The organism is Type-C symbiont of Plautia stali, assembly GCF_059730935.1.
The window spans coordinates 2,370,910-2,394,841 of record NZ_AP035923.1; the positions used below are offsets into that span (position 1 = coordinate 2,370,910).

Below are 23,932 nucleotides of genomic sequence, written 5' to 3' on the forward strand. Positions count from 1 at the left end.
GGTGCGCAACGGTGCGCCACCCGCATTGCGTTTAAAGATAAAGCGTAGTCTACCGTCGGGGTGACGGAGAAGACAGATGAAAGGTTACTGCTGTGAAGGCGTGGTGAGCGTGACGTGCGGATAGATGAGATCGCTTAACCGTTCCGCTTTAACCACCGGGAACAGACTGCCCTGCAGCTGTGCGCCGCTCAGGGAACTGACTTTCTCCAGCAGGGCATTATCGTCAACGCCACAAATAATTATTTGCGGGGCGTAAGCGGAAAAATTATCGATAACAGTCTGAATAAATGGCGTAAATGAGGCACGTTTCGCCAGCGCATGAATAAACGCTTTGTCCATTTTTAACACGCTAAACAGATTTTCGTATACTGCCGTAGCCGGGGCTTTTCCTGCCCCAAATTGAGAAAGCGATAAGCGAAATTCCTGTTGCAGGCGTGCTAACAGCGGCTGCTTTTTACCAGCCGATAATTGCGGAAACGTTTCACTGATATCCAAAACAATAAAGGGAAGTTGTTTAAATTTCCTTAAGAGAAACTCACTGGCCAATAGCGTCGTGGCCATAGATTCATCAATACGAACCAGCGCGATAATTTGATGTAACTCAAAAAAGTCACGGTACTTTTCCAGCAGCACTAACTGGCTCTGCAGCAAACGTAATTGCTGGGCATCGTCAAGCTGCGGCAACAGCAAGTCCTGCGGCAGCGTAATCGGCGCACTGTCGTGAACAAACTGGGTGACCAGCTCAACCGCAGTCAGCTGGCCCGCCAGAGAATAGGCAGGATAAAACCAGGTTTCCGACTGATAGTCGGCAGATAAATGGACTTTCATTTTTTACAGCCAGATGCAGTGGCAATTGGCGCATCGTATATCAATGAAAACGGTCAGGCAATAGGACCAAACGTTAGAAGAGACGCCGTTTTCTGTCTAATTACCGACTTTTCTGCATCAAATAATACTTAAGCCAAATGATCCAGGTTAATGTCCATACTGATTAAATTCACTGACGTCTATTTTTAGTCGCAAACCCGATTGCGGTAAAGTGCCATTTTAAATGAGAGTTATATCTGGCGGAAAAAAAAATAAATCGGATCAAAACCCATCTGTTTATTACGCCTTTTTTTAACACTAATGGGTTAAGCGGATTAGATGCGACGCGCCTGCCAGAATACTTTGCGCCAGTAAACATTATCCAGCGAGGAGCGGATCACGCCCTGGCTGGTGGAGGCGTGAATGAAGGTATTGTCGGTGTCATAGATGCCCACGTGCAGGCCATTTTCACCGCTGCCGGTTTTGAAAAATACCAGATCACCGGGCAGCAGATCGCTTTTATCGATGCGCGTGCCGATATCAGTCTGATCAATCGTTGAGCGCGGCAGCTGCAGGTCAAAGCGGTCACGAAAGGTCAGGTAGACAAAACCCGAGCAATCCACGCCACCGCGGCTTAACCCGCCATAGCGATAAGGTGTACCGCGCCAGCGGCTGAGCTGATCGTTAAGTTGCGCAATCACGGTGATGGAGTCAGACAGACGGCCATTGGGCGGCGGCGCATGATGGCTACAGCCCGCCAGCAGCAACACGAGGAGAAACAGGGTCAGCCGCATCAGAATAGTCCTTAAAAACGTCGTCCGGCTGACACTGTAGCGACAAAGCGGCGCAGCGCGCAAGTCAGGGAAGATAAAGCAGCGGCCCCTGTGGCGTCTCCAGCTGCACGAATTCGGCCTGATAAAGCGGTGCCAGCCGCTCGGCGGTCAGTACCTCGCGCGCCCTGCCCTGACTGACTACGCGGCCCTGATGCATCAGCCAGACGCGATCGGCATGGCGCAGACTGTGGTTAAGATCGTGTCCGCTGGCGACAATGCCGATGCCGGCCTCGCTGAGCTGCAACAGCAGCTTATCCACCGCGCGCTGCTGTGCGATGTCGAGCGCGGTGAGCGGCTCATCCAGAATCAGTAACGCACCGCGCGGATTAATTGCCGGGTGGATCTGCAGCACCACCGCTGCCAGGCGCACCCGCTGCCACTCACCGCCGGAGAGCTGCGCCAGCGGACGCGTCAGCTTATCCTGCAAGTCAAGCTGCAGCAGCAGGTCAGTGAGCGTCGCCTGCGCGTTATCGCCGCCCGGCGGGCTGTGCAGCCGCAGATAGTGCCACACCGGCAGCGCCGCAGGTGCCGGCTGCTGCTGCGGGAGCCAGGCGCGCTGCTGCGCCAGTGCGGCACCCGACCAGCTTCGCAGCGGCTGGCCGGCCAGCGTCAGCTGCCCTTCGGCGTCGAGCAGGCCAGCGAGCGCGGTCAGCAGCGTGCTCTTGCCGGCGCCGTTAGGGCCGACCACGTGCACGCGCTCACCGCGGCAGAGCGTCAGCTCCCCCGCGCTCAGCCGTCCGGGCACGCGCAGGTCGTGGCACTGCAGCAGCATTACGCCGCCAGCGCCTGCTCAATGCGCTTCAGAATGATCGGATCGTCCGGCGTCATGTCCGGCGAGAAGCGCGCGATCACCTCACCCTGTTTGTTGATGAGGAACTTTTCGAAATTCCACAGGATATCGCCCGGCGCTTTCGGCGCGCGGCCTTTGCTCTCCATGCGCTCAAGGAAACCGCTGCCTGCCGGGCGTTCGGCTTCCGGCTGCGCGGCGACCAGCTGACGGTACAGTGGATGCCGCTGCTCGCCGTTGACGTCCGTTTTGTCGAACAGCGGGAAGGTTACGCCGTACGTGGTGCTGCAGAAGGTTTTGATCTCTTCATTGCTGCCCGGTTCCTGCTCGAGAAACTGATTGCAGGGGAAGCCCAACACGCTGAAATCTTTGTCCTGCCAGGCCTTCTGCAGCGACTCCAGCTGTTCATACTGCGGCGTCAGGCCGCATTTTGATGCTACGTTAACCACCAGCAGCACCTTGCCCTGATACTGTGCCAGCGTGGTTTTTTCACCGTCCAGCGTAACCAGTTCTGTCTGATAAAGGCTCATCGTCGATTCCCGTTGTTGATTGCACTGTGCCAGCCGCAGCTAGCGCGAAGACTTCACTAATAACATGATAAACAGCGGCGCGCCGAGCGTGGCAGTGACCACCCCAATTGGCAGCTCGGCCGAGGTGAGCACCAGCCGTGCCAGAATGTCCGCCGCCAGCAGTACCGCCGCGCCCGCCAGCGCCGCGGCCGGCAGCAGGTAGCGATGATCGCTCAGGCCGCTGAGGCGCAGCAGATGGGGGATAACCAGTCCGACAAATCCAATCGCACCGGCCATCGCCACGCTGACGCCCACCAGCCAGCCCATCGCCAGCACCAGCAGATTGCGCCACAGCAGCAGTGGCAGGCCGAGCTGCCGCGCCGACACCTCCCCCAGCGCCAGCAGATTAAGCGTCCGGGCGCTGGCCAGCAGCGCCAGCGTCAACGGCAGCAGCGCCAGCATCATCCAGCCGTAGCGCCAGTCGATGCCGCTAAATCCCCCCATCATCCAGTACATCAGCTGGCGCAGATCGAGGCTGGTGCTAAAGTACACCGCCCACGTCATGATGGCGCTACAGATAATGCCGAGCGCCACGCCGGTCAGCAGCAGACGGCTGGCCGAGAGCTGACGATGGGCAAAATGCAGCAGGATCAGCGTGATCAGCAGCGCGCCCGCCATCGCTGCCAGCGCCAGGCTCCACAGTGCGCCGTTACCCAGCAGCACCGCCAGCACCAGGCCAATGCCGGCACCGTTCGATACGCCCAGCAGCCCGGGCTCCGCCAGCGGATTGTTGAACAGCGCCTGCATCACCACGCCGCAGACTGCCAGCGCCGCGCCCACCAGCAGCACCGCCAGGGTGCGCGGCAGGCGAAGCTGCCAGACGAACAGATCGCCGCTGGCAGAAAACCATTGCAGCGGAGAAATCCAGCTGTCGCCCGTGCACAGACTGAGCACCAGCAGCAGCAGCACTGCGGCAGTAAGCGCGCCGAGCCAGCGCCGGCTGCGACGGTCGGCCTGTTGGGCCAGCTGATCCAGCAGAGTCATAAGTAAGATTGGCTGAGAAAACAGAGATTTGATTGTAGAGAGATTACGCTAAAAAGAAAGCCGCGCCTGCAGCGTGGTGCCGGGATTGCGCGCATAAAAAAGGCCGCTGAGCGGCCTTTTTGTCATACTGAAATCAGTCAGCATCCTTGGGTGACGCGTTCTCCACGCGACTTTTCAACTTCTGCCCCGGACGGAATGTCACCACGCGGCGGGCGGTGATTGGAATATCTTCCCCCGTCTTCGGGTTACGGCCCGGACGCTGGTTTTTGTCACGCAGATCAAAATTACCAAATCCGGACAGTTTTACCTGTTCTCCGTTTTCCAACGCGCGGCGAACTTCTTCGAAAAAAAGCTCTACCAACTCTTTGGCATCGCGTTTGCTCAACCCGAGTTTTTCAAACAGGTACTCTGACATTTCAGCTTTTGTAAGCGCCATAGGTTCAATCCCTCAAGGTTGCCTGGAATCGCTCTTTTAATGCTGCAACGCATTTGGCAACGGTCGCAGCAATCTCCTCTTCTTCGAGTGTCCGGCTGGTATCCTGCAAAATCAGGCTAATCGCGAGGCTCTTTTCACCCTCGTTTACGCCCTTACCACGGTACACGTCAAACAAGTTTACGCCAACTACCTGATTTACGCCAACTTTCTTACACTCCGCGATGATATCTGCTGCGGGCACATTTTCAGCCACTACCACAGCGATGTCACGGCGGTTTGCCGGGAAGCGTGAGATCTCGCGCGCGTCAGGCAGGACGCGGTCTGCGACCTTATTCCAAAGCAGTTCAAACACTAAGGTGCGGCCGTTAAGATCCAGCTTACGTTCCAGCTCCGGATGAACCACCCCGATAAATCCGATTCGTTCGCCGGCTAAATAAATGCCTGCACTCTGTCCCGGATGCAGCGCCGGATTGGCTTCTGCACGGAACGAAATCGCGTCGGGTTTACCGGTCAAATCCAGCAGCGACTCTAAATCGCCTTTCAAATCATAGAAGTCAACCGTCTGGCGCGCCAGATCCCAGTGCTCTTCGTAGCGGTCACCGCTCAGCACGCCTGCCAGCATAAGATCCTGACGGATGCCGAGATCGGCCTGCGTATCAGGCACAAAGCGTAAACCGCTCTCAAACAGGCGCACGCGGCTCTGCTGACGGTTCTGGTTATACACCACGGCGCCGAGCAGACCGGTCCACAGCGACAGGCGCATTGCCGACATATCGCTGGAAATCGGGCTGGGCAGAATCAGCGCTTCTTCGCCCGGATGCAACAGCTGCTGCACTTTCGGATCGACAAAGCTGTAGGTAATCGCTTCCTGATAGCCTTTATCCACCAGCAGGTTTTTGGCACGCTTCAGAGACAGATCGGCTTCACGGTGCTGGGTCATCAGCAGGCTGGCTTTCACCGGCACATCCGGAATGTTGTTGTAGCCGTATACGCGCGCCACTTCTTCGACCAGGTCTTCTTCGATGGCCATATCGAAGCGCCAGCTCGGGGCGACGGCCTGCCATTCGCCGTTGCCGACGGTGACGTCACAGCCGAGACGGGTCAGGATATCGGTCACCTGCTCATCCGCAATGACGTGGCCAATCAGGCGGTCCAGCTTCTCACGGCGCAGCGTAATGGTGGCGCGCGCCGGCAGTTTGCTGGCATCGGTCTGATCAATAACCGGGCCGGCTTCGCCGCCGCAAATCGCCAGCAGCAGCTGAGTGGCTCGCTCCAGCGCCTTATGCTGCAGCGCCGGATCGACACCGCGCTCGTAGCGGTGGGAAGCATCGGTATGCAGACCATGACGACGCGCACGACCGGTGATCGCCAGCGGATCGAAGAACGCGCACTCAAACAATACATTCTGCGTCGCTTCGTTGACGCCGGAGTGCTCACCGCCGAAGATGCCACCCATCGCCAGCGCTTTGTGGTGATCCGCAATCACCAGCGTATCGCTGTGGAGGGTCGCTTCGCTGCCGTCGAGCAGCGTCAGGGTTTCCCCCTCTTTCGCCATGCGCACCACGATACCGCCGTCAATGCGGTCGAGATCGAAGGCGTGCATCGGCTGGCCGAGCTCCAGCAGCACGTAGTTAGTGATATCCACTACCGGATCGATCGAGCGGATACCGCAGCGGCGCAGTTTTTCGCGCATCCACAGCGGCGTTTCTGCTTTCACGTTTACGCCTTTTACCACGCGGCCCAGGTAGCGTGGGCAGGCATCGGTGGCGTCAACGCGAATCGGGAAGGTGTCGCTAATGGTGGCTTTAACCGGCTCGATGACCGGCGCCTGCAGCGGCAGGCCATTAATCACCGCCACGTCGCGCGCGATACCGATGATGCCCAGGCAGTCGGCACGGTTTGGCGTCACGCTGATTTCGATGGTGTTGTCATCCAGCTGCAGGTACTGGCGAATATCGGTGCCCACCGGCGCATCGGCTGGCAGCTCGATAATACCGTTGTGATCGTCAGAAATCCCCAGCTCGGAGAACGAGCACAGCATGCCTTCTGACGGCTCACCGCGCAGTTTTGCCGCTTTGATTTTGAAATCACCCGGCAGCACGGCACCGACGGTCGCCACGGCCACTTTCAGGCCCTGACGGCAGTTTGGCGCGCCGCAGACGATATCCAGCAGGCGTTCGCCACCAACGTTGATTTTGGTGACGCGCAGCTTGTCGGCGTTCGGGTGCTGGCCGCACTCCACCACTTCACCCACCACAACGCCATGAAACACGCCTGCCACCGGGTCGACGCCGTCGACTTCCAGACCGGCCATGGTGATTTGCTCAGACAGCGCGGCGCTGTCCAGGGCTGGATTTACCCATTCGCGTAACCAGAGTTCACTGAATTTCATTGGATAACCTGCCCTTATTTAAATTGTTTGAGGAAACGTAAATCGTTTTCGAAGAAGGCGCGCAGATCGGTCACACCGTAGCGCAGCATGGTCAGACGCTCCATGCCCATACCGAAGGCGAAGCCGGAGTAGATTTCCGGATCGATGCCCACGTTGCGCAGTACGTTCGGATGCACCATGCCGCAACCCAGTACTTCCAGCCATTTGCCGTTTTTACCCATCACGTCTACTTCCGCTGACGGTTCGGTGAACGGGAAATAGGACGGGCGGAAGCGAATCTGCAGGTTCTCTTCGAAGAAGTTGTTCAGGAAGTCATGCAGCGTGCCTTTCAGATTGGTGAAGCTGATGTCTTTATCGACAATCAGACCTTCCATCTGATGGAACATCGGGGTGTGCGTCTGATCGTAATCGTTACGGTAAACGCGGCCCGGCGCGATGATACGAATCGGCGGCTGCTGATTTTTCATGGTGCGGATCTGCACGCCGGAGGTCTGGGTGCGCAGCAGGCGCGTGGCATCGAACCAAAAGGTGTCGTGATCGGCGCGCGCCGGGTGATGGCCCGGAATATTCAGCGCATCAAAGTTGTGATAATCGTCTTCAATTTCCGGACCGGTCGCCACCGCGAAACCCAACTCGCCGAAAAAGGTTTCGATACGATCGATGGTGCGGGTCACCGGATGCAGACCGCCGTTCTCGATACGGCGTCCCGGCAGCGACACGTCAATAGTCTCAGCCGCCAGGCGGGCATTCAGCGCCGCGCTTTCCAGCGTATCTTTACGCGCGTTGAGACGGTCCTGTACCTGCTGTTTGGCGTCGTTGATGACCGCACCGGCCGCCGGACGCTCTTCCGCCGGCAGTTCACGCAGGGTGGTCATTTGCAGCGTCAGGTGCCCTTTTTTACCCAGAAATTCGACGCGCACGGCGTCCAGGGCGGCGATATCCGACGCCTCGTCGATGGCGGCCGTGGCACGGGCCACCAGGTCTGCGAGTTGGGACATGATTTCCTCTTCTTCCAGCCGGGCTGGTCAGTTCTCGTTGGGATCGTGCGATCCGATTAAGTGTCGCCGGAAACAAAAAAGCCTCCACGAGGGAGGCTTTCAGCGCGATTTTTCGTTTCTTTTCTTATGCGCAAAAGCCCCTGACGATCAGGCGCTAAAGTAAAAAAAGAAACGGAAAATAGCAGCGTGCATGCTTGCGTTACCTTGTCTTGATAGAAACCGCACTATTGAAATGCCCTGCGGCTAAAATGTCAATCATTTGCGTGGGTTGCAGGCAATAAAAAAGGGAGCAAGCTCCCTTTTTTACCTGACTTACGCCAGAGCTGATTTTGCTTTTTCAACCAGTGCAGTGAATGCCACTTTGTCGAATACAGCGATGTCAGCGAGGATTTTACGGTCGATTTCAATGGACGCTTTTTTCAGGCCATTGATGAAACGGCTGTAAGAGATACCGTTCTGACGCGCCGCAGCGTTGATACGTGCGATCCACAGCTGACGGAACTGACGCTTACGCTGACGACGGTCGCGGTAAGCATACTGACCAGCTTTGATAACAGCCTGGAAGGCAACGCGGTAAACACGTGAACGTGCACCATAGTAGCCTTTAGCTTGTTTTAAGATTTTCTTGTGACGTGCGCGAGCAATTACACCACGTTTTACGCGAGCCATGTGAGCTCTCCTATATCATATTCTGTGATTTCCCCATCATCTTTCGTGCCGCAGTGGCGTTGGCTGCCTTCATTCATCCCGGTCACTTACTGATGTAAGCTTCGGGATTCATTCCGTTGCCGCCTGACTGCAACCCGAAATCTATCGGGGAATTAAAAAAGGGTTAACTTATGCGTACGGCAGGCAGGCAACAACCAGACCCAGATCGCCTTTAGACACCATGCCTTTTGGACGCAGGTGACGTTTACGCTTAGTAGACTTTTTAGTCAGAATATGACGCAGGTTTGCGTGCTTACGCTTGAAGCCGCCAGAAGCGGTCTTCTTGAAGCGCTTTGCGGCGCCACGTACAGTTTTAATCTTTGGCATTTTTACAAATATCCACTTCGCATTGTTAATAAAATGAACCAGACAGGCGAATAAAAATCCGCGCAGCGCGAACGCTACGCGGCATTATTACTTGAAAGCCTACTGTTTCTTCTTAGGTGCGAGCACCATAATCATCTGGCGGCCTTCGATCTTCGTCGGGAAGGATTCGACCACTGCCAGTTCATTCAGATCTTCTTTCACGCGGTTAAGCACTTCCATACCGATCTGTTGGTGCGCCATCTCACGACCACGGAAACGCAGCGTGATTTTGGCTTTATCGCCCTCTTCCAGAAAACGAATCAGGCTGCGGAGTTTTACCTGATAGTCGCCTTCATCGGTACCAGGACGGAATTTGATTTCCTTAACCTGGATAACTTTTTGCTTCTTCTTCTGTTCCTTAGAAGATTTGCTCTTTTCATAAAGGAACTTGCCGTAATCCATAATGCGGCAAACCGGCGGTTCGGCGTTCGGGCTAATTTCAACTAAATCTACGCCAGCTTCTTCTGCTTTCTCAATCGCTTCGCGCAGTGAGACAATGCCAAGTTGCTCGCCGTCTACGCCAGTTAAGCGCACTTCGGTGGCACGGATTTCGCCGTTGATACGGTTCGGACGCGTCGGTTGTACTCGTTTTCCGCCTTTAATAACCTTATTCCTCTAATTGGTGAAGATGTCGGCTGCGAATCTCTTGTTGCAGCTTCTCAACAAACACATCTACGTCCATGCTCCCGAGGTCTTTACCACGGCGGGTGCGCACGGCAACCTTGCCTGCTTCCACCTCTTTCTCACCGCAGACCAGCATGTAAGGGACGCGACGTAATGTGTGCTCGCGGATTTTAAAGCCTATCTTCTCGTTTCTCAAGTCTGCTTTGACACGAATGCCAGCATTCTGCAATTTCTTCGTCAATTCACTGACATATTCTGCCTGGCCGTCGGTGATATTCATCACCACTGCCTGTACCGGCGCCAGCCAGCTCGGGAAGAAACCGGCGAACTCTTCGGTCAGAATTCCGATGAAGCGCTCCATCGAACCCAGAATCGCACGGTGAATCATCACTGGCGTCTGACGATCGTTGGTTTCGCCCACGTAGGTGGCGTCCAGACGTTTCGGCAGGGAGAAGTCTAGCTGAACGGTGCCGCACTGCCAGGCGCGGTCGAGACAATCGTGCAGCGTAAACTCAATTTTCGGGCCGTAGAAGGCGCCTTCACCCGGCTGATATTCGAACGGAATGTTGTTCTCTTTCAGCGCTTCGGCGAGGTCCACTTCGGCACGATCCCACATCTCATCGCTGCCAATGCGCTTCTCAGGGCGCGTCGACAGTTTCACCACGATTTTTTCAAAACCGAAGGTGCTGTACATGTCATAGACCATGCGGATGCAGCTGTTCACTTCATCACGCACCTGATCTTCAGTACAGAAGATGTGGGCGTCATCCTGGGTAAAGCCGCGCACGCGCATCAGACCGTGCAGCGCACCTGACGGTTCGTTACGGTGACAGCTACCGAACTCCGCCATACGCAGCGGCAGGTCGCGGTACGATTTCAGACCCTGGTTAAAGATCTGCACGTGACCCGGACAGTTCATCGGTTTGATGCAGTATTCACGGTTCTCGGAAGAGGTGGTGAACATCGCTTCTTTGTAGTTTTCCCAGTGCCCGGTTTTTTCCCACAGCACGCGGTCCATCATGAACGGACCTTTCACTTCCTGGTAGTCGTACTCTTTCAGCTTGGTGCGCACAAACACTTCCAGCTCGCGGAAGATGGTCCAGCCGTCATTGTGCCAGAATACCATACCCGGTGCTTCTTCCTGCATATGGTAGAGATCGAGCTGCTTACCGATTTTACGGTGATCGCGCTTCGCGGCCTCTTCCAGGCGCTGCAGATACGCCGCCAGCTGTTTCTTGTCTGCCCAGGCCGTACCGTAAATACGCTGCAGCATTTTGTTGTCGCTGTTGCCGCGCCAGTAGGCTCCGGAGATTTTCTGCAGTTTAAAATGATGGCAGAAACGCATATTCGGCACGTGTGGACCGCGGCACATGTCGATGTATTCTTCATGGTGATACAGGCCAGGACGATCGTCATGGCTGATGTTTTCGTCGAGAATAGTGGTTTTGTAGCTTTCGCCCCGCGCGGCAAACACGTCACGCGCTTCCTGCCAGCTCACCTTCTTCTTCACGACGTCGTAATTGGTCTCAGCCAGCTGGTGCATGCGCTTTTCCAGCAGCTCAAGATCTTCCTGGGTCAGTGTATGGTCGAGATCGACATCATAATAGAAGCCGTTATCGATAACCGGACCGATGGCCATTTTGGTATTCGGCCACAGCTGTTTGATCGCATGCCCTAACAGGTGCGCACAGGAGTGACGAATAATTTCCAGACCGGCTTCATCTTTCGCGGTGATGATGGCGACCTGCGCATCGCTGGTGATCGGATCAACCGCATCCACCAGTTCGCCATTGACGCGACCGGCAATGCAGGCTTTCGCCAGACCCGGACCGATATCCAGCGCAATGTCCATCACGCTGACCGGACGGTCAAATACGCGCTGGCTGCCATCAGGAAGAGTAATTACTGGCATTTCATATCCTTAATTGCAGTGGTAAGCCACACGAAAGCCTACATGCAACACTGAGTTTTGTTTGGTTAACCTGGCGCGATGTCAGACCCACACTGTCGGAATGACGCCAGGCGCGTAAAGCGGCAACGATGATAACAGCTTTCCGCAGTGAGCAAAACCCGCGAAGAAATGCGCTAAGCCAAAGAGAGATCAAAAAAAACCGCCGCGCGGCACAGGCCGGGCGACGGTATAACAATGCGCTCTGGTTTACATCGCGTAAGAGAGCTGGACCGTGGTTTTGGTGTCGGTACGGTCTGGCGCAGATTCTGGCGGATTGTTATTCCAGGTAACGTTGTAGCCCAGTTTCAGCGCAAAGTGGTCGTTGATCGCCACCTGCAGTGCGGTTTCGGAGTTCAGCGTGGTGTCTTCACCAAAGCTGCTCAGCACCGACACACCCTGGATGAATTTGGTGGTGTCAGTCAGCTGCCACTGATAGCTCAGCGCGCCGTAGCCCAGTGCTTTGGTTTCGTGGCCGCCATCGTGGAAGTCATCGTAACGTACACCCGGACCAAATTCAGCACGCAGCGAGTGCACCGGACCGTTGAGGATCTGACGACCGTAACCGGCGGTCAGGACATCGCGTGAATCATAACCGTTCAGGCGGTCGCTCAGCCAGCTCGCCTGACCGAACAGGTAGTCAGCGCTGTTGAGGTTATAACGGCTACGGCCACCGATGTTATAGGTTTCCGACGAGCGCTCATCGTTGGATGAGGTATTCGCGGCGTTACCCCACAGGCTGTAAGCCGTTGAGGTCTGATACCAGGTCATGCTGGTTGACGCGGTCAGCGATGAGCTGGTGGTGTTACCAGTCTGCGCCAGGTAACCGGCTGACGCGGTGCCTTCAAACGGTTTTTTTGCCGTAGAAGGGTCATCCATTGAGGTGAAGACAGCGTTATCTGCAAAGGCCTGGTGACAAAATGCTCCGGCGGAGAGCAACAAAACAGCGGACAGCTTATTGAAGGCTTTCATTAAAAGGTAACCCGTACGACAGTTGAAAAAGAGATGAGTCTGGAGAATTTTCCCGGGCAATCAATGCAATTTACGGTAAGTTTTGTAAAAAAGTATGAAAGCACCAGAATCGCCAGGTTTTGCGCTGGCACCGCGTGTGGATTGGGAATCTTCCCATTTCCGGCGCGCATTATAGGCGGCAAATAACCAAATAACAGCTTAAATGCTACAAGAATTTTCTGCCGACCCTGACAGGACTTTACGCTGTGCGCCGCCGGGCGATTGTGCAGAATTCGCTCTATCGCAGGCGCTGGTCTACGCTGAAATCTGTTCGATAACAATGAGGTGAAAAGATGAGCGATCATGATCTCAAGCGTTACGTTGTCACCTTCCGTTATCAGGAAAGGGGTCTTGGCGATCTGCAGGCGCTGAATAGCGCGATGGTTAACGGTGGTTACAGCACCACGTTACACGATGCGGACGGCCATCCGCACGAGCTGGGCACCAACAGCTTTGGCATTGTCAGTGCGCTGGAGGAGCAGGCGCTGGCGGAACACGCCGCCGGGCTGGCGGCAGTGGCGCTTGATCAGCAGCCGGACGCTGACGTCACCACGCTGGAGGCGTTTCTCAAAGCGCAAGCCTGACGCAATCCGCAAATTGCGCATTGCCGCTGGAGTTGTGCAAGTTTTGCGCGTTACAATCGACCTTACGCAGCGAATAAAGAGGATTACCCGATGTGGTCAGCCATTAGTCGTCTGTTAAGCGAGTACGCCGGCGATGCCGAAATCACCGAACGTCATGAGTTGCCCGGTGGCGATATTCATCCGGCGTGGCGCCTGCGCTACGGTGAGCTGGAGGTGTTCGTCAAATGCAACACGCGCGACATGCTGACGCTGTTCAGCTGGGAAGCCGACCAGCTTGATCTGCTGGCGCGTACCCACACGGTGCGCGTGCCGAAGGTCTACGGCGTCGGTAACGATCGTGACACCAGCTTTCTGCTGCTGGAATACATTCTCCCGCAGCCACTCGACGCCCAAAGCGCATTCCAGCTCGGCCAGCAGCTGGCCCATCTGCACCAGTGGAGCGAGCAACCGCAGTTTGGTCTCGACTTCGACAACAACATTACCACCACGCCGCAACCCAACAGCTGGTTACGCAAATGGTCGGTGTTTTTCGCCGAACAGCGCATCGGCTGGCAGCTGCAGCTGGCGGCGGAGAAAGGCGTGCACTACGGTGACATGGAGCTGATCGTGGATTGCGTGCAGCGCAGCCTCGCTAATCACCATCCGCAACCGTCGTTACTGCATGGTGATTTGTGGCCAGCCAACTGCGCCGGCAGCGCCAGCGGCCCGTGGCTGTTCGATCCCGCCTGCTACTGGGGCGATCGCGAATGCGACCTGGCGATGCTCAGCTATTACGCCGATCTGCCGCGCCAGATTTACGAAGGGTATCATGCGGTGTGGCCGCTGCCGGAAGGCTTCTCGCAGCGTCAGCCGGTGTATCAGCTCTACTATCTGCTCAACCGCGCCAACGTCTTTGGCGGCAACTGGGCCGGCGAAGCGCAGTTCGCTATCGGCCAGTTGCTGGAGGAGGATGCGCTGGGCCAGCGCCAGGTCAGACCGGCCTGACGCCTTACAGCATGCCGAGCAGTTTCAACACGAAGTAACCGGCCACGGCGATGATCACCGGCAGAATATACAGCGGAAAAATCTGCAGCAAAATGGTGTGGCGCGGCACATGGATTTTCTCTTCCAGCTGCGCCCGCGTGCGCCCTTCGCTGCCCTTCGCCTGTTCCAGGATCATCTGGTCTTCAATGCCTTCTTTGATATGGCGCGCCTGACGCCACATGCGTGCGCCCGAGGCCTGCAAAGCGATGCCCACGAATATCAGGATATAGATCAGCCAGAAGCCAATATTGGCCCCGCCGTTGAATTCCGGCACCGGCGAATTGTTCCAGAACACATTGAGAAACGGCGTGTTGAACTTAATCATATCCACCATCACATGCACGAAGTCGAGCATCACGGCGTCGATGCCGGGCTGCTTTTCGCTGTGTTTAAACATGAAGCCTAAGATGGAGATAAGGGTGGATAACAGCGCCGGAATAAAAATCACCCAGCCAGCCACTCGCTTGAGGATGGCGATGCGGCCAGCCTGTTGATACGTCATGGTGTCTTCCCTTCACAAACAGTAGTTTTGCCCTAAGTCTACCTGCACTACAGCAAATTTTCCTGAAAAATGCGTAACCTGCCGTAAGTCGGTTTTCGCCGCCGCCCATGTTAAGGTAGGGCAAACTGTCAATGGAGCTGTTGTATGACCTATCGTCGCCCTGTGCTGGCCGCTATTTTTGATATGGATGGCTTACTGATTGATTCTGAACCGCTATGGGATCGCGCCGAGCTGGAGGTGTTTGCCAGCCTGAATGTGGATATTAGCCGCCGCCACGAGTTGCCGGATACGCTCGGCCTGCGCATCGATCAAACCGTACGCATGTGGTACGAGGCGCTGCCGTGGAACGGACCGGATCAGGCCGAAGTCACTCAGCGCATTATTGCCCGCGCGCTGGCGCTGGTCGAAGAAACGCGGCCGCTGTTGCCCGGCGTAGAGCAGGCGCTGCAGCTGTGTCAGCAACAGGGACTGGCGATTGCGCTGGCCTCGGCGTCTCCGCTGGCGATGCTGGAACGCGTGCTGGAGATGTTCAATCTTCGTCACTACTTTAGCGCCCTCGCCTCGGCTGCAGCGCTGCCTTACAGCAAACCGCATCCGCAGGTGTATCTGGATGCTGCGGCAAAGCTGGGGGTTGATCCGCTCAACTGCGTGGCGCTGGAAGACTCGTTCAACGGCATGATCGCCAGCAAAGCCGCGCGCATGCGTTCCATTGTGGTGCCTGCCGCCGAACATCGCCGCGATGCGCGCTGGGCACTGGCCAATGTGCAACTGGAAAACCTGACGCAGCTGCAGGCGGAACATCTGTTTAACTGATCGCTGTGCATTGCGCGTTACGCCTGGCTGATGTTTCGCCCGGTTGCCAGGTGCAAAAGTAAGCCAGACCGTTAATTTCCCGCGCTTTTTTCAGGCGCGGGTCAGCAAAAAATTCACTCTTCGTTACAGCGTCACCGTTCTCATTTACTGGATAAATCCCTATACTGGATGCATCGACAGTTTTTGCAGCCAGGTTCCATCATGACGGCCGAAGGCCATATCATTTTTGCCATCGCCAGTGCGATATTTGCCAAACGCGCCGAACTGACGCCGGTGATGACCAGTGCCGACTGGTGGCATCTGGTGCCGGCTGCGCTGCTGACCTGCCTGCTGCCGGATATCGATCACCCTAAATCGGTGCTGGGCCAGCGGCTAAAGTGGCTGTCGCAGCCAATAGCCCGCGCTTTTGGCCATCGCGGCTTTACCCATAGCCTGCTGGCGGTGGCGGTCAGCCTGTGGCTGTTTCAGATTAACGTGCCGGCTGACTGGTTCCTGCCAGCGGATGTCCTGCAGGGCATGACGCTCGGCTATCTGAGCCACATTGTCGCCGATATGCTGACGCCCGCCGGCGTGCCGCTGCTGTGGCCGTGCCGCTGGCGCTTTCGCCTGCCTATCCTCAACAGCCAGCAAGGCAATCAGCTGGAGCGCGCGCTGTGCCTCGCTCTGGTGGGTTATGCGCTGTGGTTTCCGCCCGGCATGCCGTCGTTTGGCGCCAACGGCTGGCCGGAGCAGCTGTTCAATAATCTGCAGAACGGCATTGGCCGGCTGGTGAACGGCAGTACGCGCTGAAGTGTTTTTCCTTCTGCCAGCGATTGCTGAAATAATCGCCTTAAATTCCATTTAGTTATAACCCAGACGATTTAGATATATTGTTCCCGCAGGGCCAACTGGTACCATGCCGCGACAGTTACAGAGGATCCCTCTGCTATTTTCGGTTACGCGGCGCGATCGCGTGGCGACCTTCAGGAGTTAACAATGAATATTCCTCTGATCATCAATATCGTGGCATTTGTCGCGCTGCTGATTGCGTTAAACCGCGTCGGCAACCAGAGCTGGAGCCTGTCGAAGCGCGTGCTGACCGGCCTGGTGCTGGGGGTGATCTTTGGCCTGGCACTGCAGGCCATTTATGGCGAAAACAGCCCGGTGGTGAAAGAGTCGATTGGCTGGTTCAACATCGTCGGCAACGGCTATGTTCAGCTGCTGCAGATGATTGTCATGCCACTGGTGTTTGCCTCAATCCTCAGTGCCGTGGCGCGGCTGCATAACGCCTCGTCGCTGGGCAAAATCAGCGTGCTGACCATCGGCGTGCTGCTGTTTACCACCGCCATTTCCGCGCTGGTGGGCGTGCTGGTGACCGGCCTGTTCCACCTCAGCGCCGAGGGACTGGTACAGGGCGCGCAGGAAACCGCGCGTCTGAGCGCCATCCAGAGCAACTACGTTGGTAAAGTCGCGGATCTGAGTACGCCGCAGCTGCTGCTCTCCTTTATCCCGAAAAACCCGTTTGCCGATCTGGCCGGTGCCAATCCTACGTCGATCATCAGCGTAGTGATTTTCGCCGCGTTCCTCGGCGTGGCGGCGCTGCAGCTGCTGAAAGATGACAAAGCCAAAGGCGAGCGCGTGCTGGTGGCGATTGATACCCTGCAATCCTGGGTGATGAAGCTGGTCCGTCTGATCATGAAGCTGACGCCGTACGGCGTGCTGGCGCTGATGACCAAAGTGGTTGCCGGTTCCAACCTGCAGGACATCATCAAGCTGGGCGGTTTTGTGGTGGCCTCGTATCTCGGCCTCGCGATCATGTTTGGCGTTCACGCGCTGCTGCTGTCGATCAACGGTATCAACCCGCTGCGCTTCTTCCGTAAAGTCTGGCCGGTGATTACTTTTGCCTTCACCAGCCGTTCCAGCGCCGCCAGTATTCCGCTGAACGTGGAGACGCAGACGCGTCGTCTGGGCGTACCGGAATCCATCGCCAGCTTCTCGGCCTCATTTGGCGCGACCATCGGCCAGAACGGCTGTGCCGGCCTCTATCCCACCATGCTGGCGGTGATGGTAGCGCCGACCGTGGGTATCAACCCGTTTGACCCGGTATGGATCGCCACGCTGGTCGGTATTGTCACGCTGAGCTCAGCCGGTGTGGCGGGCGTCGGTGGCGGCGCGACCTTTGCCGCGCTGATCGTCCTGCCGGCGATGGGACTGCCGGTCACGCTGGTGGCATTGCTGATCTCCATCGAACCGCTGATTGATATGGGCCGTACCGCGCTCAACGTTAACGGCTCGATGACCGCCGGTTCACTGACCAGCCGCTGGCTGGGTTTGACCGACAAAAAAGTGCTGGAGAGCGACGAACACGCGGAACTGGCGCACCGCTAATTAACCCGTTTTCCCGTAACGGCAGGCCGCCAAGCCTGCCGTTTTTTTTTGCCGTTTTCTGCACTTTTTTCCGCAATCATGGCGCTAACGTCAGGAAAGCGTTAAGCATGGTAAACGGAGGCAAAATCGACGGTTTTTTGCTTGAGTTTGCGCGCTGAAAGGCGAATGCTGCGGGGAGTTACCGCAGGAGAACCCCCATGAGAAACGTTATCGCCTCAATGCTGGCGTTAACCCTGATAACGCCAACTGTAAGTTTTGCTCATCCGTATGGCTGGGGTCCGGGACCCGGCCCGCACTGGGGTGGTCCGGGACCCCGCTGGGGCCATCCCGGACCGCTGCGTTTTCTGCCGGAGGCCGCAACCGCCGTGCTGATTGGCGGACTGACCTACTACCTGCTGAACGGTAGCTACTACCAGCGGCAGGGCGACACCTACGTGGTGGTCCAGCCACCGGATGGCCCACCGGCCAGCGCCATGCGCGTTCTGGATTACAACGGCAAACGCTATTACGTGCAGGATGGTCACTACTATCAGCGCGAGATCAGCGGCAGCTACATTGAGGTGCCGCGGCCGTATGGGCTGTAAGCGCACAAAGAAAAACGGCCCGTCTGAGACGGGCCGTTTGTTATTCTGCTGCCGTTACTGCGCGGCTTGCGGATCGGTATCGTAATCCTTACAGCTCTGGAAGCCGTAGTTCATGACGCGACCGGTGTCGTTATAGCTCACAAAGTAAGTCTGCTGTTTGCCATCACGCTCACCAATCACGTAGGTCTGGCAGGTACCCCGTGCGTGAACCATGGTGATCTCGGTTGACGCCGGTCCGGCAATCTGGCGCACCTGTTCACGCGTCATGCCTTTTTTCACATCCTTCACCACAGGCTTAGTCACGTAGCTTTCCGCACGATCGTAAGTTGTACAACCAGACAGGGCTGCCAGCGTCATAGCGGCAGCGATACATCCCAGCACTTTATTCATCTTGTTGTTCCTCATACTTTGTCCATGTCCCACTAAGCCTGGAACATAATTCCAGATTTATCAACTCAATGGCGGTGCTTTCGGTCGGTTCTGAAGCGTCAGGATTACGTAAAGATGCTGTGTTGCCGTCACCGGCTCCGTATAATCGCGGCGCAAGATACATCTTAAAGCCAAAAATAACACAGAGGATCAATGACACCTGCACACCCTAACCGGCTGGTTTATGCCATCACGCTCGGCCTGCTCGCCGCGCTCGGGCCGCTTTGTATCGATCTCTATCTGCCCGCCCTGCCTGAACTGGCGCGCGACCTCGGTAGCGAAACCGCCACCGCCCAGCTAAGTCTGACCGCCGGTCTGCTGGGGCTGGGCGCCGGTCAGCTGCTGTTTGGTCCGATGAGCGATAAGTTTGGTCGTATTCGTCCGCTGCTGCTGTCGCTGGCGCTGCTGTTCATCGCCTCGATTGGCTGTGCGCTGGCGAAGGATATTCACGCTCTGCTGGTGGCACGCCTGTTTGAAGGGCTGGCCGGTGCCGGCGGCGCGGTGCTGTCGCGTGCTATTGCCCGCGATATGTATAGCGGCCATGAGCTGACGCGCTTTTTTGCCCTGCTGATGCTGGTGAATGGCCTGGCGCCGATTGGTGCGCCGGTGCTGGGCGGTGCGCTGATGACGGTGCTGAACTGGCGCGGCATCTTTGTAGTGCTGGGCGCGATTGCCGTGCTGCTGATTCTGCTGGCGCGCTGGAAGCTGCGCGAAACCCTGCCGGCCGAACGCCGTAGCCAGGGATCGATCCTCTCCGCCTGGGCGGCGCTCGGCCAGGTCATCACCCACCGGCCGTTTATGGGCTTCTGCCTGACGCAGGGCTTCATGATGTCCGGCATGTTTGCTTATATCGGCGCCTCGCCGTTTGTGCTGCAGCAGATTTACGGCCTGTCACCGCAGGCGTTCAGCTTGTGCTTTGCGGCGAACGGTATTGGCCTGGTGATTGCTTCCCAGACCAGCGCCCGGCTCTGTCCGCTGTGGGGCGAATATCGCGTGCTGAAGGGCGGCCTGACGCTGGCGTTTGTCGCCTCCAGCTGCCTGCTACTGGCCGGCGTGAGCGGCGCGCCGCTGCCGCTGGTGCTGGTGGCGCTGTTCTTCACCATCGCCAGTAACGGCGTGATCGCCACCACCGCGTCATCGCTGGCGATGCAGAGCCAGGGCCACCGCGCCGGCAGCGCCTCGGCGGTAATCGGTGTTGCGATGTTCTCGCTCGGCGCGCTCAGCGTACCGATCACCGGCCTTGGCGGCACCTCGGTAATCAGCATGACGGCCACCATCTTTGGCTGCTTTATGCTGGCCATCGTGATGTTCATGCTGCTGGCGCAGAAACCAAAAAGCGCCTGAATTGCCAACAGAAACACCGGACAACAAGCCGTTCGGCTTGTTGTTTTTCTGCGGAGGCGTTAGCTTTAGCACATGATTCGCATTGTGCCGTCAGGCTACCGACTTGAGGAGAGGTTCATGTCACTGCAGCAGGAAATCATTCAGGCCCTGGGTGTTAAACCGGTTATCGACCCGCAGCAGGAGATCCGCGTCAGCGTCGATTTTCTGAAGTCCTATCTGAAAGCCCATCCGTTTATCAAAACCCTGGTGCTCGGCATCAGCGGCGGTCAGGACTCAACGCTGACCGGCAAGCTGGCGCAGACTGCCATTACTGAACTGCGTGAAGAGACCGGCGATCACGACTACAGCTTTATCGCCGTGCGCCTGCCATATGGCGTGCAGGCTGACGAGCAGGATTGCCAGGATGCGCTGGCATTTATCCAGCCGGATCGCACGCTGGTGGTCAACATCAAAGAAGCGGTACTGGCCAGCGAGCGCGCGCTGCAGGAGGCGGGCATTGCCCTGTCGGATTTTGTGCGCGGCAACGAGAAAGCGCGCGAACGCATGAAAGCCCAGTACAGCATTGCCGGCATGACCAAAGGCGTCGTGGTCGGCACCGATCACGCCGCAGAAGCAGTGACCGGCTTCTTTACCAAGTACGGCGACGGCGGCAGCGACATTAACCCGATTTTCCGCCTCAACAAGGGCCAGGGCAAACAGCTGCTGAAAGCGCTCGGCTGCCCGGAACACCTCTATCTCAAGCACCCCACCGCCGATCTGGAGGACGATCGTCCCGGTCTGCAGGATGAAGTCGCGCTGGGCGTGACCTATCAGCAGATTGATGATTTCCTCGAAGGCAAAACCATCGACGCCGACGCGGCGAAAATCATTGAAGGCTGGTATACCAAAACCGAGCATAAACGTCGTCCGCCGATCACCGTGTTCGACGATTTCTGGAAGAAGTAATCCCCTGCGGCTTCCCGCTCCCCCGGCGGGAAGCCAGCCTCTTCACGTCCCCGCTGGCGGGAAAACGCGCACGCTGATATACTGTATGCACAACCAGTAAGCGGAGCGTTCTTTGGTCAGACGAGCAAACCGCCATCGCCTCGAATTTGATGCGGCGGCTATCTATCAATATCCCGAACATCTGCGTCAGTGGCTGGAAGGCTTGCCTAATCAGCCGGGCGTTTACACTTTCCACGGTGATAACGACAACCTGCCGCTGTACATCGGCAAGAGTATCAACCTGCGCAGCCGGGTGATGGCCCATTTTCGCACGGCGGATGAAGCCAGTATGCTGCGCCAGGCGCGACGCGTCAGCTGGATCCCCACCGCCGGGGACGTGGGCGCACAGCTGCTCGAAGCGCAGATGATCAAAACGCAGCAGCCACTGTTCAATAAGCGCCTGCGCAAAAACCGCCAGCTGTGCTCGCTGCAGCTGGGCGACGGCGCACCGCAGGTGGTGTACGCACGCGATCTCGATTTCTCCTCCTCGCCTGACCTGTACGGGTTATTCCGCAGCCGCTTTGCCGCGTTAGAGAAGCTGAAAAGCCTTGCCGATGAGCTGCGCCTGTGTCACGGCCTGCTGGGATTAGAGCGCCTGCAGCCGGGACGCGGCTGTTTCCGCGCGGCGCTTAAACGCTGTGCCGGTGCCTGCTGCGGGGCGGAACCGCTGGCGGCGCATCAGGAGCGCCTGCTGGCAGGGCTGGAGCAGCTGCGCGTGGTGTGCTGGCCGTGGCAGGGCCCGGTGGGTATGGTGGAGCGCGGGACGGAGATGACGCAGATTCACGTCATCGATCACTGGTTCTGGCTGGGATCGGTCAGCAGTGAGCAGGAAGCGCGTCAGCTGCAGCGGGCGCGTCACGGCTTCGACCATGATGGCTACAAAATTCTCTGCCGCCCACTGCTGTCCGGCGTTTATCCGCTGATCGAGCTGTAACGCAAAACCGCCGACGCTGCCCAAAGCACAGTGTGCCATGGACAACGTCGGCGGTCTCAAACCGGTGAGCTAAACGGCTTATTCGCCATCAGCCGGCGGTGGCGGCATTTTACCGTCATGCGGGCCTTTTTCTGTCAGACGTTTCTCAAAGTTAGCGTTGTACTGCTTCTTCTGGTCTGGCGTCAGCACGTTATAGATCTTGTTCTGGGTTTCCAGCATCTTCAGCGCATGCTCTTTCGCATTGGCGCTCATTTTGTCTGCCTGCGCTTCTGCTTTGGCACGGTCAAAGGTGTCGGATGCAATGATGCTGTGGTTAGCACGACGCTCTTCCAGCGATGGACGCTTCATGTCTTTGTGGCTGTCACGCAGGATGTCGCGAATCTGGGCTTTCTGCGCGTCGGTCAGGTTGAGGTCTTTGAACATCATGTCCATGCCGTGGTGGCGCATCGGCTTGTGCATCGGTTTTTCACTGCCCGCTGGCGGCGGCGTCAGGTTGTCAGCCGCAGCATGGACGATATTGGCGGCGCCGAAAGCCATTGCGGTAGCCAGAAACAGGGAGGTCAGTTTACGCATAATATTGTCCTTACTTTTCAGTTTAATGACGACAGCCTGTGTCGCGTCTTCGGAAACAAGCATACGACGCTGAACGTCAACTACTCAGAGGCTGAGTAAAGCCCTGCAAGCATAAAAGACAGATATCGGGCAATCATGGAGAGATTGCGAAGAAATGCGTGAGGAATTGCAAAAGAGTATGACGATCAAGGGGAAAGCGCAGGAATTAAGGAGGAGTGTAATGGCTTTGTCGGTTTTGCGGAAGGGAAAATGTCGTTAATTTGGGCACGTTCTCTGCTCACCCGTGACCTCTCCCGTCACAGGGAGAGGAGGGATTGCCGGGTAAAGCTTTCGATTACAACTCCAGCGCCTGGGTCTGCTCACTCTCCTCCACCAGCATCAGCCCGGCGCGCAGGCCCGGTGCCACGTTGGGATTGGGGAACAGCACATATTCACGCGCCTGCTGCACGTAATAGCGCCGCTCACCCTCTTCCGCCAGCAGCGTGCCCTGCGGGAAAGCCGTGAAGTTGAGAGTTTCCGGGCCCATATGCAGAACAAACTGCTCGCCGTGCCGGGTGATTTGCTGCGCTACGCGATAATGGCGCGGCGTCTCGCTCACCGCCGGCAGCGCCTCACCGTACAGCAGCGCCGCCAGCGCACGCTGCACGCCGCTGAACTGAGTAAGATCGTTCTCGCCAAACGGCAGCGCCTTTCCCAGCTCCAGCGTACAGCTGGCAGCGGCGTAGTGTTCACAGCTGAAGTGGGTAAAAGTGCCGCCCGGCGCACGGTGAAACACCAGCGCCTCCAGCTCGGCCGCTGCCAGCCAGTGTAAAAAATCCGCTGGCCACGGCTGGCTGTTGAGCGGCATCACGCCAAAGCGCGTATGCCACGAACCGCGAATCGCGGTGTGCAAATCGAGATGCCAGCGAATTTCGTGATCGAGACACTCGCACCAGAAGTTTTCCAGCGCCTGCTCCAGTTGCAGCGCGCGCTGCGCCTCCGGTACGTCGGCCACCTGTTGCCAGCGTCCACCGAACAGCCGGTTGATATCATAATGCTGGTAGCGTTTGCCGCTGCGCAGCGCCGCCGGGTTGCCGAGGATCACCAGCAGGCGCACGGCCAGCGGTTTTTCCCCCTGCAGTAGCGGCGTCAGCAACAGATTGAGGATCTCCACCGGGGCGGTCTCGTTGCCGTGAATCCCGGCGGAGAGAACCAGCGCCTGCTGCGTGGACGTATGCGGTGTCAGGGATAGTATGCCCTCATCATGCCACTGCCAGTGCAGGTGGGCGTTACTGCCCTGCCGCTGCGCGGGCGGCCTGCCTGACAGGGTTTGCTGTAAAAAGTCCTGCATGT

General features: G+C 57.3%; 27 protein-coding genes and 1 other annotated feature. Of the genes, 9 read left to right on the top strand and 18 right to left on the bottom strand.

All coding sequences use genetic code 11. The annotated features are described in order from the left end of the window. Positions 1 to 84: 84 nt before the first annotated feature. The 14 genes from AC6I7J_RS11115 to AC6I7J_RS11180 all read right to left on the bottom strand — a co-directional run bounded on the left by AC6I7J_RS11115 (position 85) and on the right by AC6I7J_RS11180 (position 12,424). Positions 85 to 828: an EAL domain-containing protein gene (locus tag AC6I7J_RS11115; RefSeq protein WP_021506240.1), complete on the bottom strand. Its 744-nt coding sequence runs from the start codon at positions 826 to 828 to the stop codon at positions 85 to 87. A gap of 314 nt (positions 829 to 1,142) precedes the next feature. Then, positions 1,143 to 1,601, bottom strand: coding sequence for an NlpC/P60 family protein (locus tag AC6I7J_RS11120; protein WP_021506241.1), 459 nt, complete (start codon positions 1,599 to 1,601; stop codon positions 1,143 to 1,145). A 64-nt stretch (positions 1,602 to 1,665) separates the two neighbouring features. Next, on the bottom strand, positions 1,666 to 2,412 hold the full coding sequence (gene btuD / locus AC6I7J_RS11125) for a vitamin B12 ABC transporter ATP-binding protein BtuD (protein WP_498001103.1): 747 nt from the start codon (positions 2,410 to 2,412) through the stop codon (positions 1,666 to 1,668). Further along, a complete protein-coding gene (locus AC6I7J_RS11130; protein ID WP_021506243.1) occupies positions 2,412 to 2,957 on the bottom strand; it encodes a glutathione peroxidase in 546 nt (181 codons plus the stop codon). The genes btuD and AC6I7J_RS11130 overlap by 1 nt, the downstream gene beginning before the upstream one ends. A gap of 39 nt (positions 2,958 to 2,996) precedes the next feature. Continuing rightward, positions 2,997 to 3,980: a vitamin B12 ABC transporter permease BtuC gene (gene btuC, locus AC6I7J_RS11135; protein ID WP_498005685.1), complete on the bottom strand. Its 984-nt coding sequence runs from the start codon at positions 3,978 to 3,980 to the stop codon at positions 2,997 to 2,999. Between the two features lie 133 nt (positions 3,981 to 4,113). Then, on the bottom strand, positions 4,114 to 4,416 hold the full coding sequence (gene ihfA / locus AC6I7J_RS11140; protein WP_021506246.1) for an integration host factor subunit alpha: 303 nt from the start codon (positions 4,414 to 4,416) through the stop codon (positions 4,114 to 4,116). Between the two features lie 4 nt (positions 4,417 to 4,420). Continuing rightward, positions 4,421 to 6,808: a phenylalanine--tRNA ligase subunit beta gene (gene pheT, locus AC6I7J_RS11145; protein WP_498005687.1), complete on the bottom strand. Its 2,388-nt coding sequence runs from the start codon at positions 6,806 to 6,808 to the stop codon at positions 4,421 to 4,423. A gap of 14 nt (positions 6,809 to 6,822) precedes the next feature. Then, complete coding sequence (gene pheS, locus AC6I7J_RS11150; RefSeq protein ID WP_021506248.1) at positions 6,823 to 7,806, bottom strand: phenylalanine--tRNA ligase subunit alpha; 984 nt, start codon at positions 7,804 to 7,806, stop codon at positions 6,823 to 6,825. A gap of 71 nt (positions 7,807 to 7,877) precedes the next feature. Then, positions 7,878 to 8,003, bottom strand: a sequence feature (Phe leader region). After that, positions 7,954 to 7,998 (bottom strand): pheST operon leader peptide PheM, encoded by a 45-nt coding sequence (pheM, locus tag AC6I7J_RS11155; protein ID WP_121626058.1) that lies wholly within the window; start codon positions 7,996 to 7,998, stop codon positions 7,954 to 7,956. Its footprint overlaps the feature before it by 45 nt. A 115-nt stretch (positions 8,004 to 8,118) precedes the next feature. Beyond that, the gene (gene rplT / locus AC6I7J_RS11160; protein WP_010616241.1) at positions 8,119 to 8,475 is read right to left on the bottom strand and encodes a 50S ribosomal protein L20; all 357 of its coding nucleotides are present in this window, start codon (positions 8,473 to 8,475) and stop codon (positions 8,119 to 8,121) included. Positions 8,476 to 8,643: 168 nt separating this feature from the next. After that, on the bottom strand, positions 8,644 to 8,841 hold the full coding sequence (rpmI, locus tag AC6I7J_RS11165) for a 50S ribosomal protein L35 (RefSeq protein WP_006118955.1): 198 nt from the start codon (positions 8,839 to 8,841) through the stop codon (positions 8,644 to 8,646). Between the two features lie 99 nt (positions 8,842 to 8,940). Continuing rightward, on the bottom strand, positions 8,941 to 9,483 hold the full coding sequence (gene infC, locus AC6I7J_RS11170; RefSeq protein ID WP_058757673.1) for a translation initiation factor IF-3: 543 nt from the start codon (positions 9,481 to 9,483) through the stop codon (positions 8,941 to 8,943). A gap of 4 nt (positions 9,484 to 9,487) precedes the next feature. Further along, a complete protein-coding gene (gene thrS / locus AC6I7J_RS11175) occupies positions 9,488 to 11,416 on the bottom strand; it encodes a threonine--tRNA ligase (protein ID WP_215800183.1) in 1,929 nt (642 codons plus the stop codon). Between the two features lie 246 nt (positions 11,417 to 11,662). Further along, positions 11,663 to 12,424, bottom strand: coding sequence for a DUF481 domain-containing protein (locus tag AC6I7J_RS11180; RefSeq protein WP_031279185.1), 762 nt, complete (start codon positions 12,422 to 12,424; stop codon positions 11,663 to 11,665). Positions 12,425 to 12,756: 332 nt separating this feature from the next. Between AC6I7J_RS11180 and ghoS the strand changes: the two genes are divergently transcribed. Together ghoS and AC6I7J_RS11190 are read left to right on the top strand one after the other, a co-directional pair. Beyond that, complete coding sequence (gene ghoS / locus AC6I7J_RS11185; protein WP_058757672.1) at positions 12,757 to 13,047, top strand: type V toxin-antitoxin system endoribonuclease antitoxin GhoS; 291 nt, start codon at positions 12,757 to 12,759, stop codon at positions 13,045 to 13,047. A 90-nt stretch (positions 13,048 to 13,137) separates the two neighbouring features. Continuing rightward, on the top strand, positions 13,138 to 14,031 hold the full coding sequence (locus AC6I7J_RS11190; RefSeq protein ID WP_211725570.1) for a fructosamine kinase family protein: 894 nt from the start codon (positions 13,138 to 13,140) through the stop codon (positions 14,029 to 14,031). 4 nt (positions 14,032 to 14,035) lie between these two features. On the opposite strand, the gene AC6I7J_RS11195 is transcribed toward AC6I7J_RS11190, so the two are convergent. After that, complete coding sequence (locus AC6I7J_RS11195; protein ID WP_021506254.1) at positions 14,036 to 14,572, bottom strand: YniB family protein; 537 nt, start codon at positions 14,570 to 14,572, stop codon at positions 14,036 to 14,038. Between the two features lie 144 nt (positions 14,573 to 14,716). On the opposite strand from AC6I7J_RS11195, the gene hxpB reads away from it, so the two are divergent. The 4 genes from hxpB to AC6I7J_RS11215 all read left to right on the top strand — a co-directional run bounded on the left by hxpB (position 14,717) and on the right by AC6I7J_RS11215 (position 18,336). Then, positions 14,717 to 15,385 carry a hexitol phosphatase HxpB gene (gene hxpB / locus AC6I7J_RS11200; RefSeq protein WP_498005690.1) on the top strand — a complete coding sequence of 223 codons (669 nt, stop codon included), beginning with the start codon at positions 14,717 to 14,719 and terminating at the stop codon, positions 15,383 to 15,385. 201 nt (positions 15,386 to 15,586) lie between these two features. After that, positions 15,587 to 16,174, top strand: coding sequence for a metal-dependent hydrolase (locus tag AC6I7J_RS11205; protein ID WP_104186796.1), 588 nt, complete (start codon positions 15,587 to 15,589; stop codon positions 16,172 to 16,174). A gap of 186 nt (positions 16,175 to 16,360) precedes the next feature. Continuing rightward, positions 16,361 to 17,752 carry an L-cystine transporter gene (locus tag AC6I7J_RS11210; protein WP_498005692.1) on the top strand — a complete coding sequence of 464 codons (1,392 nt, stop codon included), beginning with the start codon at positions 16,361 to 16,363 and terminating at the stop codon, positions 17,750 to 17,752. A gap of 197 nt (positions 17,753 to 17,949) precedes the next feature. Further along, the gene (locus AC6I7J_RS11215) at positions 17,950 to 18,336 is read left to right on the top strand and encodes a DUF6515 family protein (protein ID WP_127833961.1); all 387 of its coding nucleotides are present in this window, start codon (positions 17,950 to 17,952) and stop codon (positions 18,334 to 18,336) included. 54 nt (positions 18,337 to 18,390) lie between these two features. Here AC6I7J_RS11215 and osmE read toward each other — a convergent pair whose 3' ends face one another. Continuing rightward, positions 18,391 to 18,726: an osmotically-inducible lipoprotein OsmE gene (osmE, locus tag AC6I7J_RS11220; protein ID WP_021506259.1), complete on the bottom strand. Its 336-nt coding sequence runs from the start codon at positions 18,724 to 18,726 to the stop codon at positions 18,391 to 18,393. Positions 18,727 to 18,918: 192 nt separating this feature from the next. On the opposite strand from osmE, the gene AC6I7J_RS11225 reads away from it, so the two are divergent. From AC6I7J_RS11225 to cho, 3 genes are all read left to right on the top strand, one after another. After that, positions 18,919 to 20,109 (top strand): multidrug effflux MFS transporter, encoded by a 1,191-nt coding sequence (locus tag AC6I7J_RS11225; RefSeq protein ID WP_058769686.1) that lies wholly within the window; start codon positions 18,919 to 18,921, stop codon positions 20,107 to 20,109. Between the two features lie 117 nt (positions 20,110 to 20,226). Beyond that, a complete protein-coding gene (nadE, locus tag AC6I7J_RS11230; protein ID WP_021506261.1) occupies positions 20,227 to 21,054 on the top strand; it encodes an NAD(+) synthase in 828 nt (275 codons plus the stop codon). 112 nt (positions 21,055 to 21,166) lie between these two features. Then, entirely contained in the window at positions 21,167 to 22,027 is an 861-nt protein-coding gene (cho, locus tag AC6I7J_RS11235; RefSeq protein ID WP_088515872.1) for an excinuclease Cho, read from the top strand. Between the two features lie 78 nt (positions 22,028 to 22,105). Here the strand turns inward: cho and spy are convergent, their stop codons facing one another. Continuing rightward, positions 22,106 to 22,600, bottom strand: coding sequence for an ATP-independent periplasmic protein-refolding chaperone Spy (gene spy / locus AC6I7J_RS11240; RefSeq protein WP_498005695.1), 495 nt, complete (start codon positions 22,598 to 22,600; stop codon positions 22,106 to 22,108). Positions 22,601 to 22,934: 334 nt separating this feature from the next. Next, positions 22,935 to 23,930 (bottom strand): succinylglutamate desuccinylase, encoded by a 996-nt coding sequence (astE, locus tag AC6I7J_RS11245; protein WP_498005697.1) that lies wholly within the window; start codon positions 23,928 to 23,930, stop codon positions 22,935 to 22,937. Positions 23,931 to 23,932 lie beyond the last annotated feature (2 nt).

Excerpts from the sequence above, each read along its gene's own strand:
- nadE (WP_021506261.1), top strand. The coding sequence starts at position 20,227 with ATGTCACTGCAGCAGGAAATCATTCAGGCCCTGGGTGTTAAACCGGTT.
- spy (WP_498005695.1), bottom strand. The coding sequence starts at position 22,600 with ATGCGTAAACTGACCTCCCTGTTTCTGGCTACCGCAATGGCTTTCGGC.
- AC6I7J_RS11225 (WP_058769686.1), top strand. The coding sequence starts at position 18,919 with ATGACACCTGCACACCCTAACCGGCTGGTTTATGCCATCACGCTCGGC.
- rpmI (WP_006118955.1), bottom strand. The coding sequence starts at position 8,841 with ATGCCAAAGATTAAAACTGTACGTGGCGCCGCAAAGCGCTTCAAGAAG.
- pheS (WP_021506248.1), bottom strand. The coding sequence starts at position 7,806 with ATGTCCCAACTCGCAGACCTGGTGGCCCGTGCCACGGCCGCCATCGAC.
- osmE (WP_021506259.1), bottom strand. The coding sequence starts at position 18,726 with ATGAATAAAGTGCTGGGATGTATCGCTGCCGCTATGACGCTGGCAGCC.
- btuD (WP_498001103.1), bottom strand. The coding sequence starts at position 2,412 with ATGCTGCTGCAGTGCCACGACCTGCGCGTGCCCGGACGGCTGAGCGCG.
- AC6I7J_RS11215 (WP_127833961.1), top strand. The coding sequence starts at position 17,950 with ATGAGAAACGTTATCGCCTCAATGCTGGCGTTAACCCTGATAACGCCA.
- ihfA (WP_021506246.1), bottom strand. The coding sequence starts at position 4,416 with ATGGCGCTTACAAAAGCTGAAATGTCAGAGTACCTGTTTGAAAAACTC.
- AC6I7J_RS11130 (WP_021506243.1), bottom strand. The coding sequence starts at position 2,957 with ATGAGCCTTTATCAGACAGAACTGGTTACGCTGGACGGTGAAAAAACC.
- rplT (WP_010616241.1), bottom strand. The coding sequence starts at position 8,475 with ATGGCTCGCGTAAAACGTGGTGTAATTGCTCGCGCACGTCACAAGAAA.
- ghoS (WP_058757672.1), top strand. The coding sequence starts at position 12,757 with ATGAGCGATCATGATCTCAAGCGTTACGTTGTCACCTTCCGTTATCAG.
- btuC (WP_498005685.1), bottom strand. The coding sequence starts at position 3,980 with ATGACTCTGCTGGATCAGCTGGCCCAACAGGCCGACCGTCGCAGCCGG.
- AC6I7J_RS11120 (WP_021506241.1), bottom strand. The coding sequence starts at position 1,601 with ATGCGGCTGACCCTGTTTCTCCTCGTGTTGCTGCTGGCGGGCTGTAGC.
- AC6I7J_RS11195 (WP_021506254.1), bottom strand. The coding sequence starts at position 14,572 with ATGACGTATCAACAGGCTGGCCGCATCGCCATCCTCAAGCGAGTGGCT.
- AC6I7J_RS11115 (WP_021506240.1), bottom strand. The coding sequence starts at position 828 with ATGAAAGTCCATTTATCTGCCGACTATCAGTCGGAAACCTGGTTTTAT.
- astE (WP_498005697.1), bottom strand. The coding sequence starts at position 23,930 with ATGCAGGACTTTTTACAGCAAACCCTGTCAGGCAGGCCGCCCGCGCAG.
- AC6I7J_RS11180 (WP_031279185.1), bottom strand. The coding sequence starts at position 12,424 with ATGAAAGCCTTCAATAAGCTGTCCGCTGTTTTGTTGCTCTCCGCCGGA.
- AC6I7J_RS11205 (WP_104186796.1), top strand. The coding sequence starts at position 15,587 with ATGACGGCCGAAGGCCATATCATTTTTGCCATCGCCAGTGCGATATTT.
- hxpB (WP_498005690.1), top strand. The coding sequence starts at position 14,717 with ATGACCTATCGTCGCCCTGTGCTGGCCGCTATTTTTGATATGGATGGC.
- pheT (WP_498005687.1), bottom strand. The coding sequence starts at position 6,808 with ATGAAATTCAGTGAACTCTGGTTACGCGAATGGGTAAATCCAGCCCTG.
- thrS (WP_215800183.1), bottom strand. The coding sequence starts at position 11,416 with ATGCCAGTAATTACTCTTCCTGATGGCAGCCAGCGCGTATTTGACCGT.
- AC6I7J_RS11190 (WP_211725570.1), top strand. The coding sequence starts at position 13,138 with ATGTGGTCAGCCATTAGTCGTCTGTTAAGCGAGTACGCCGGCGATGCC.
- AC6I7J_RS11210 (WP_498005692.1), top strand. The coding sequence starts at position 16,361 with ATGAATATTCCTCTGATCATCAATATCGTGGCATTTGTCGCGCTGCTG.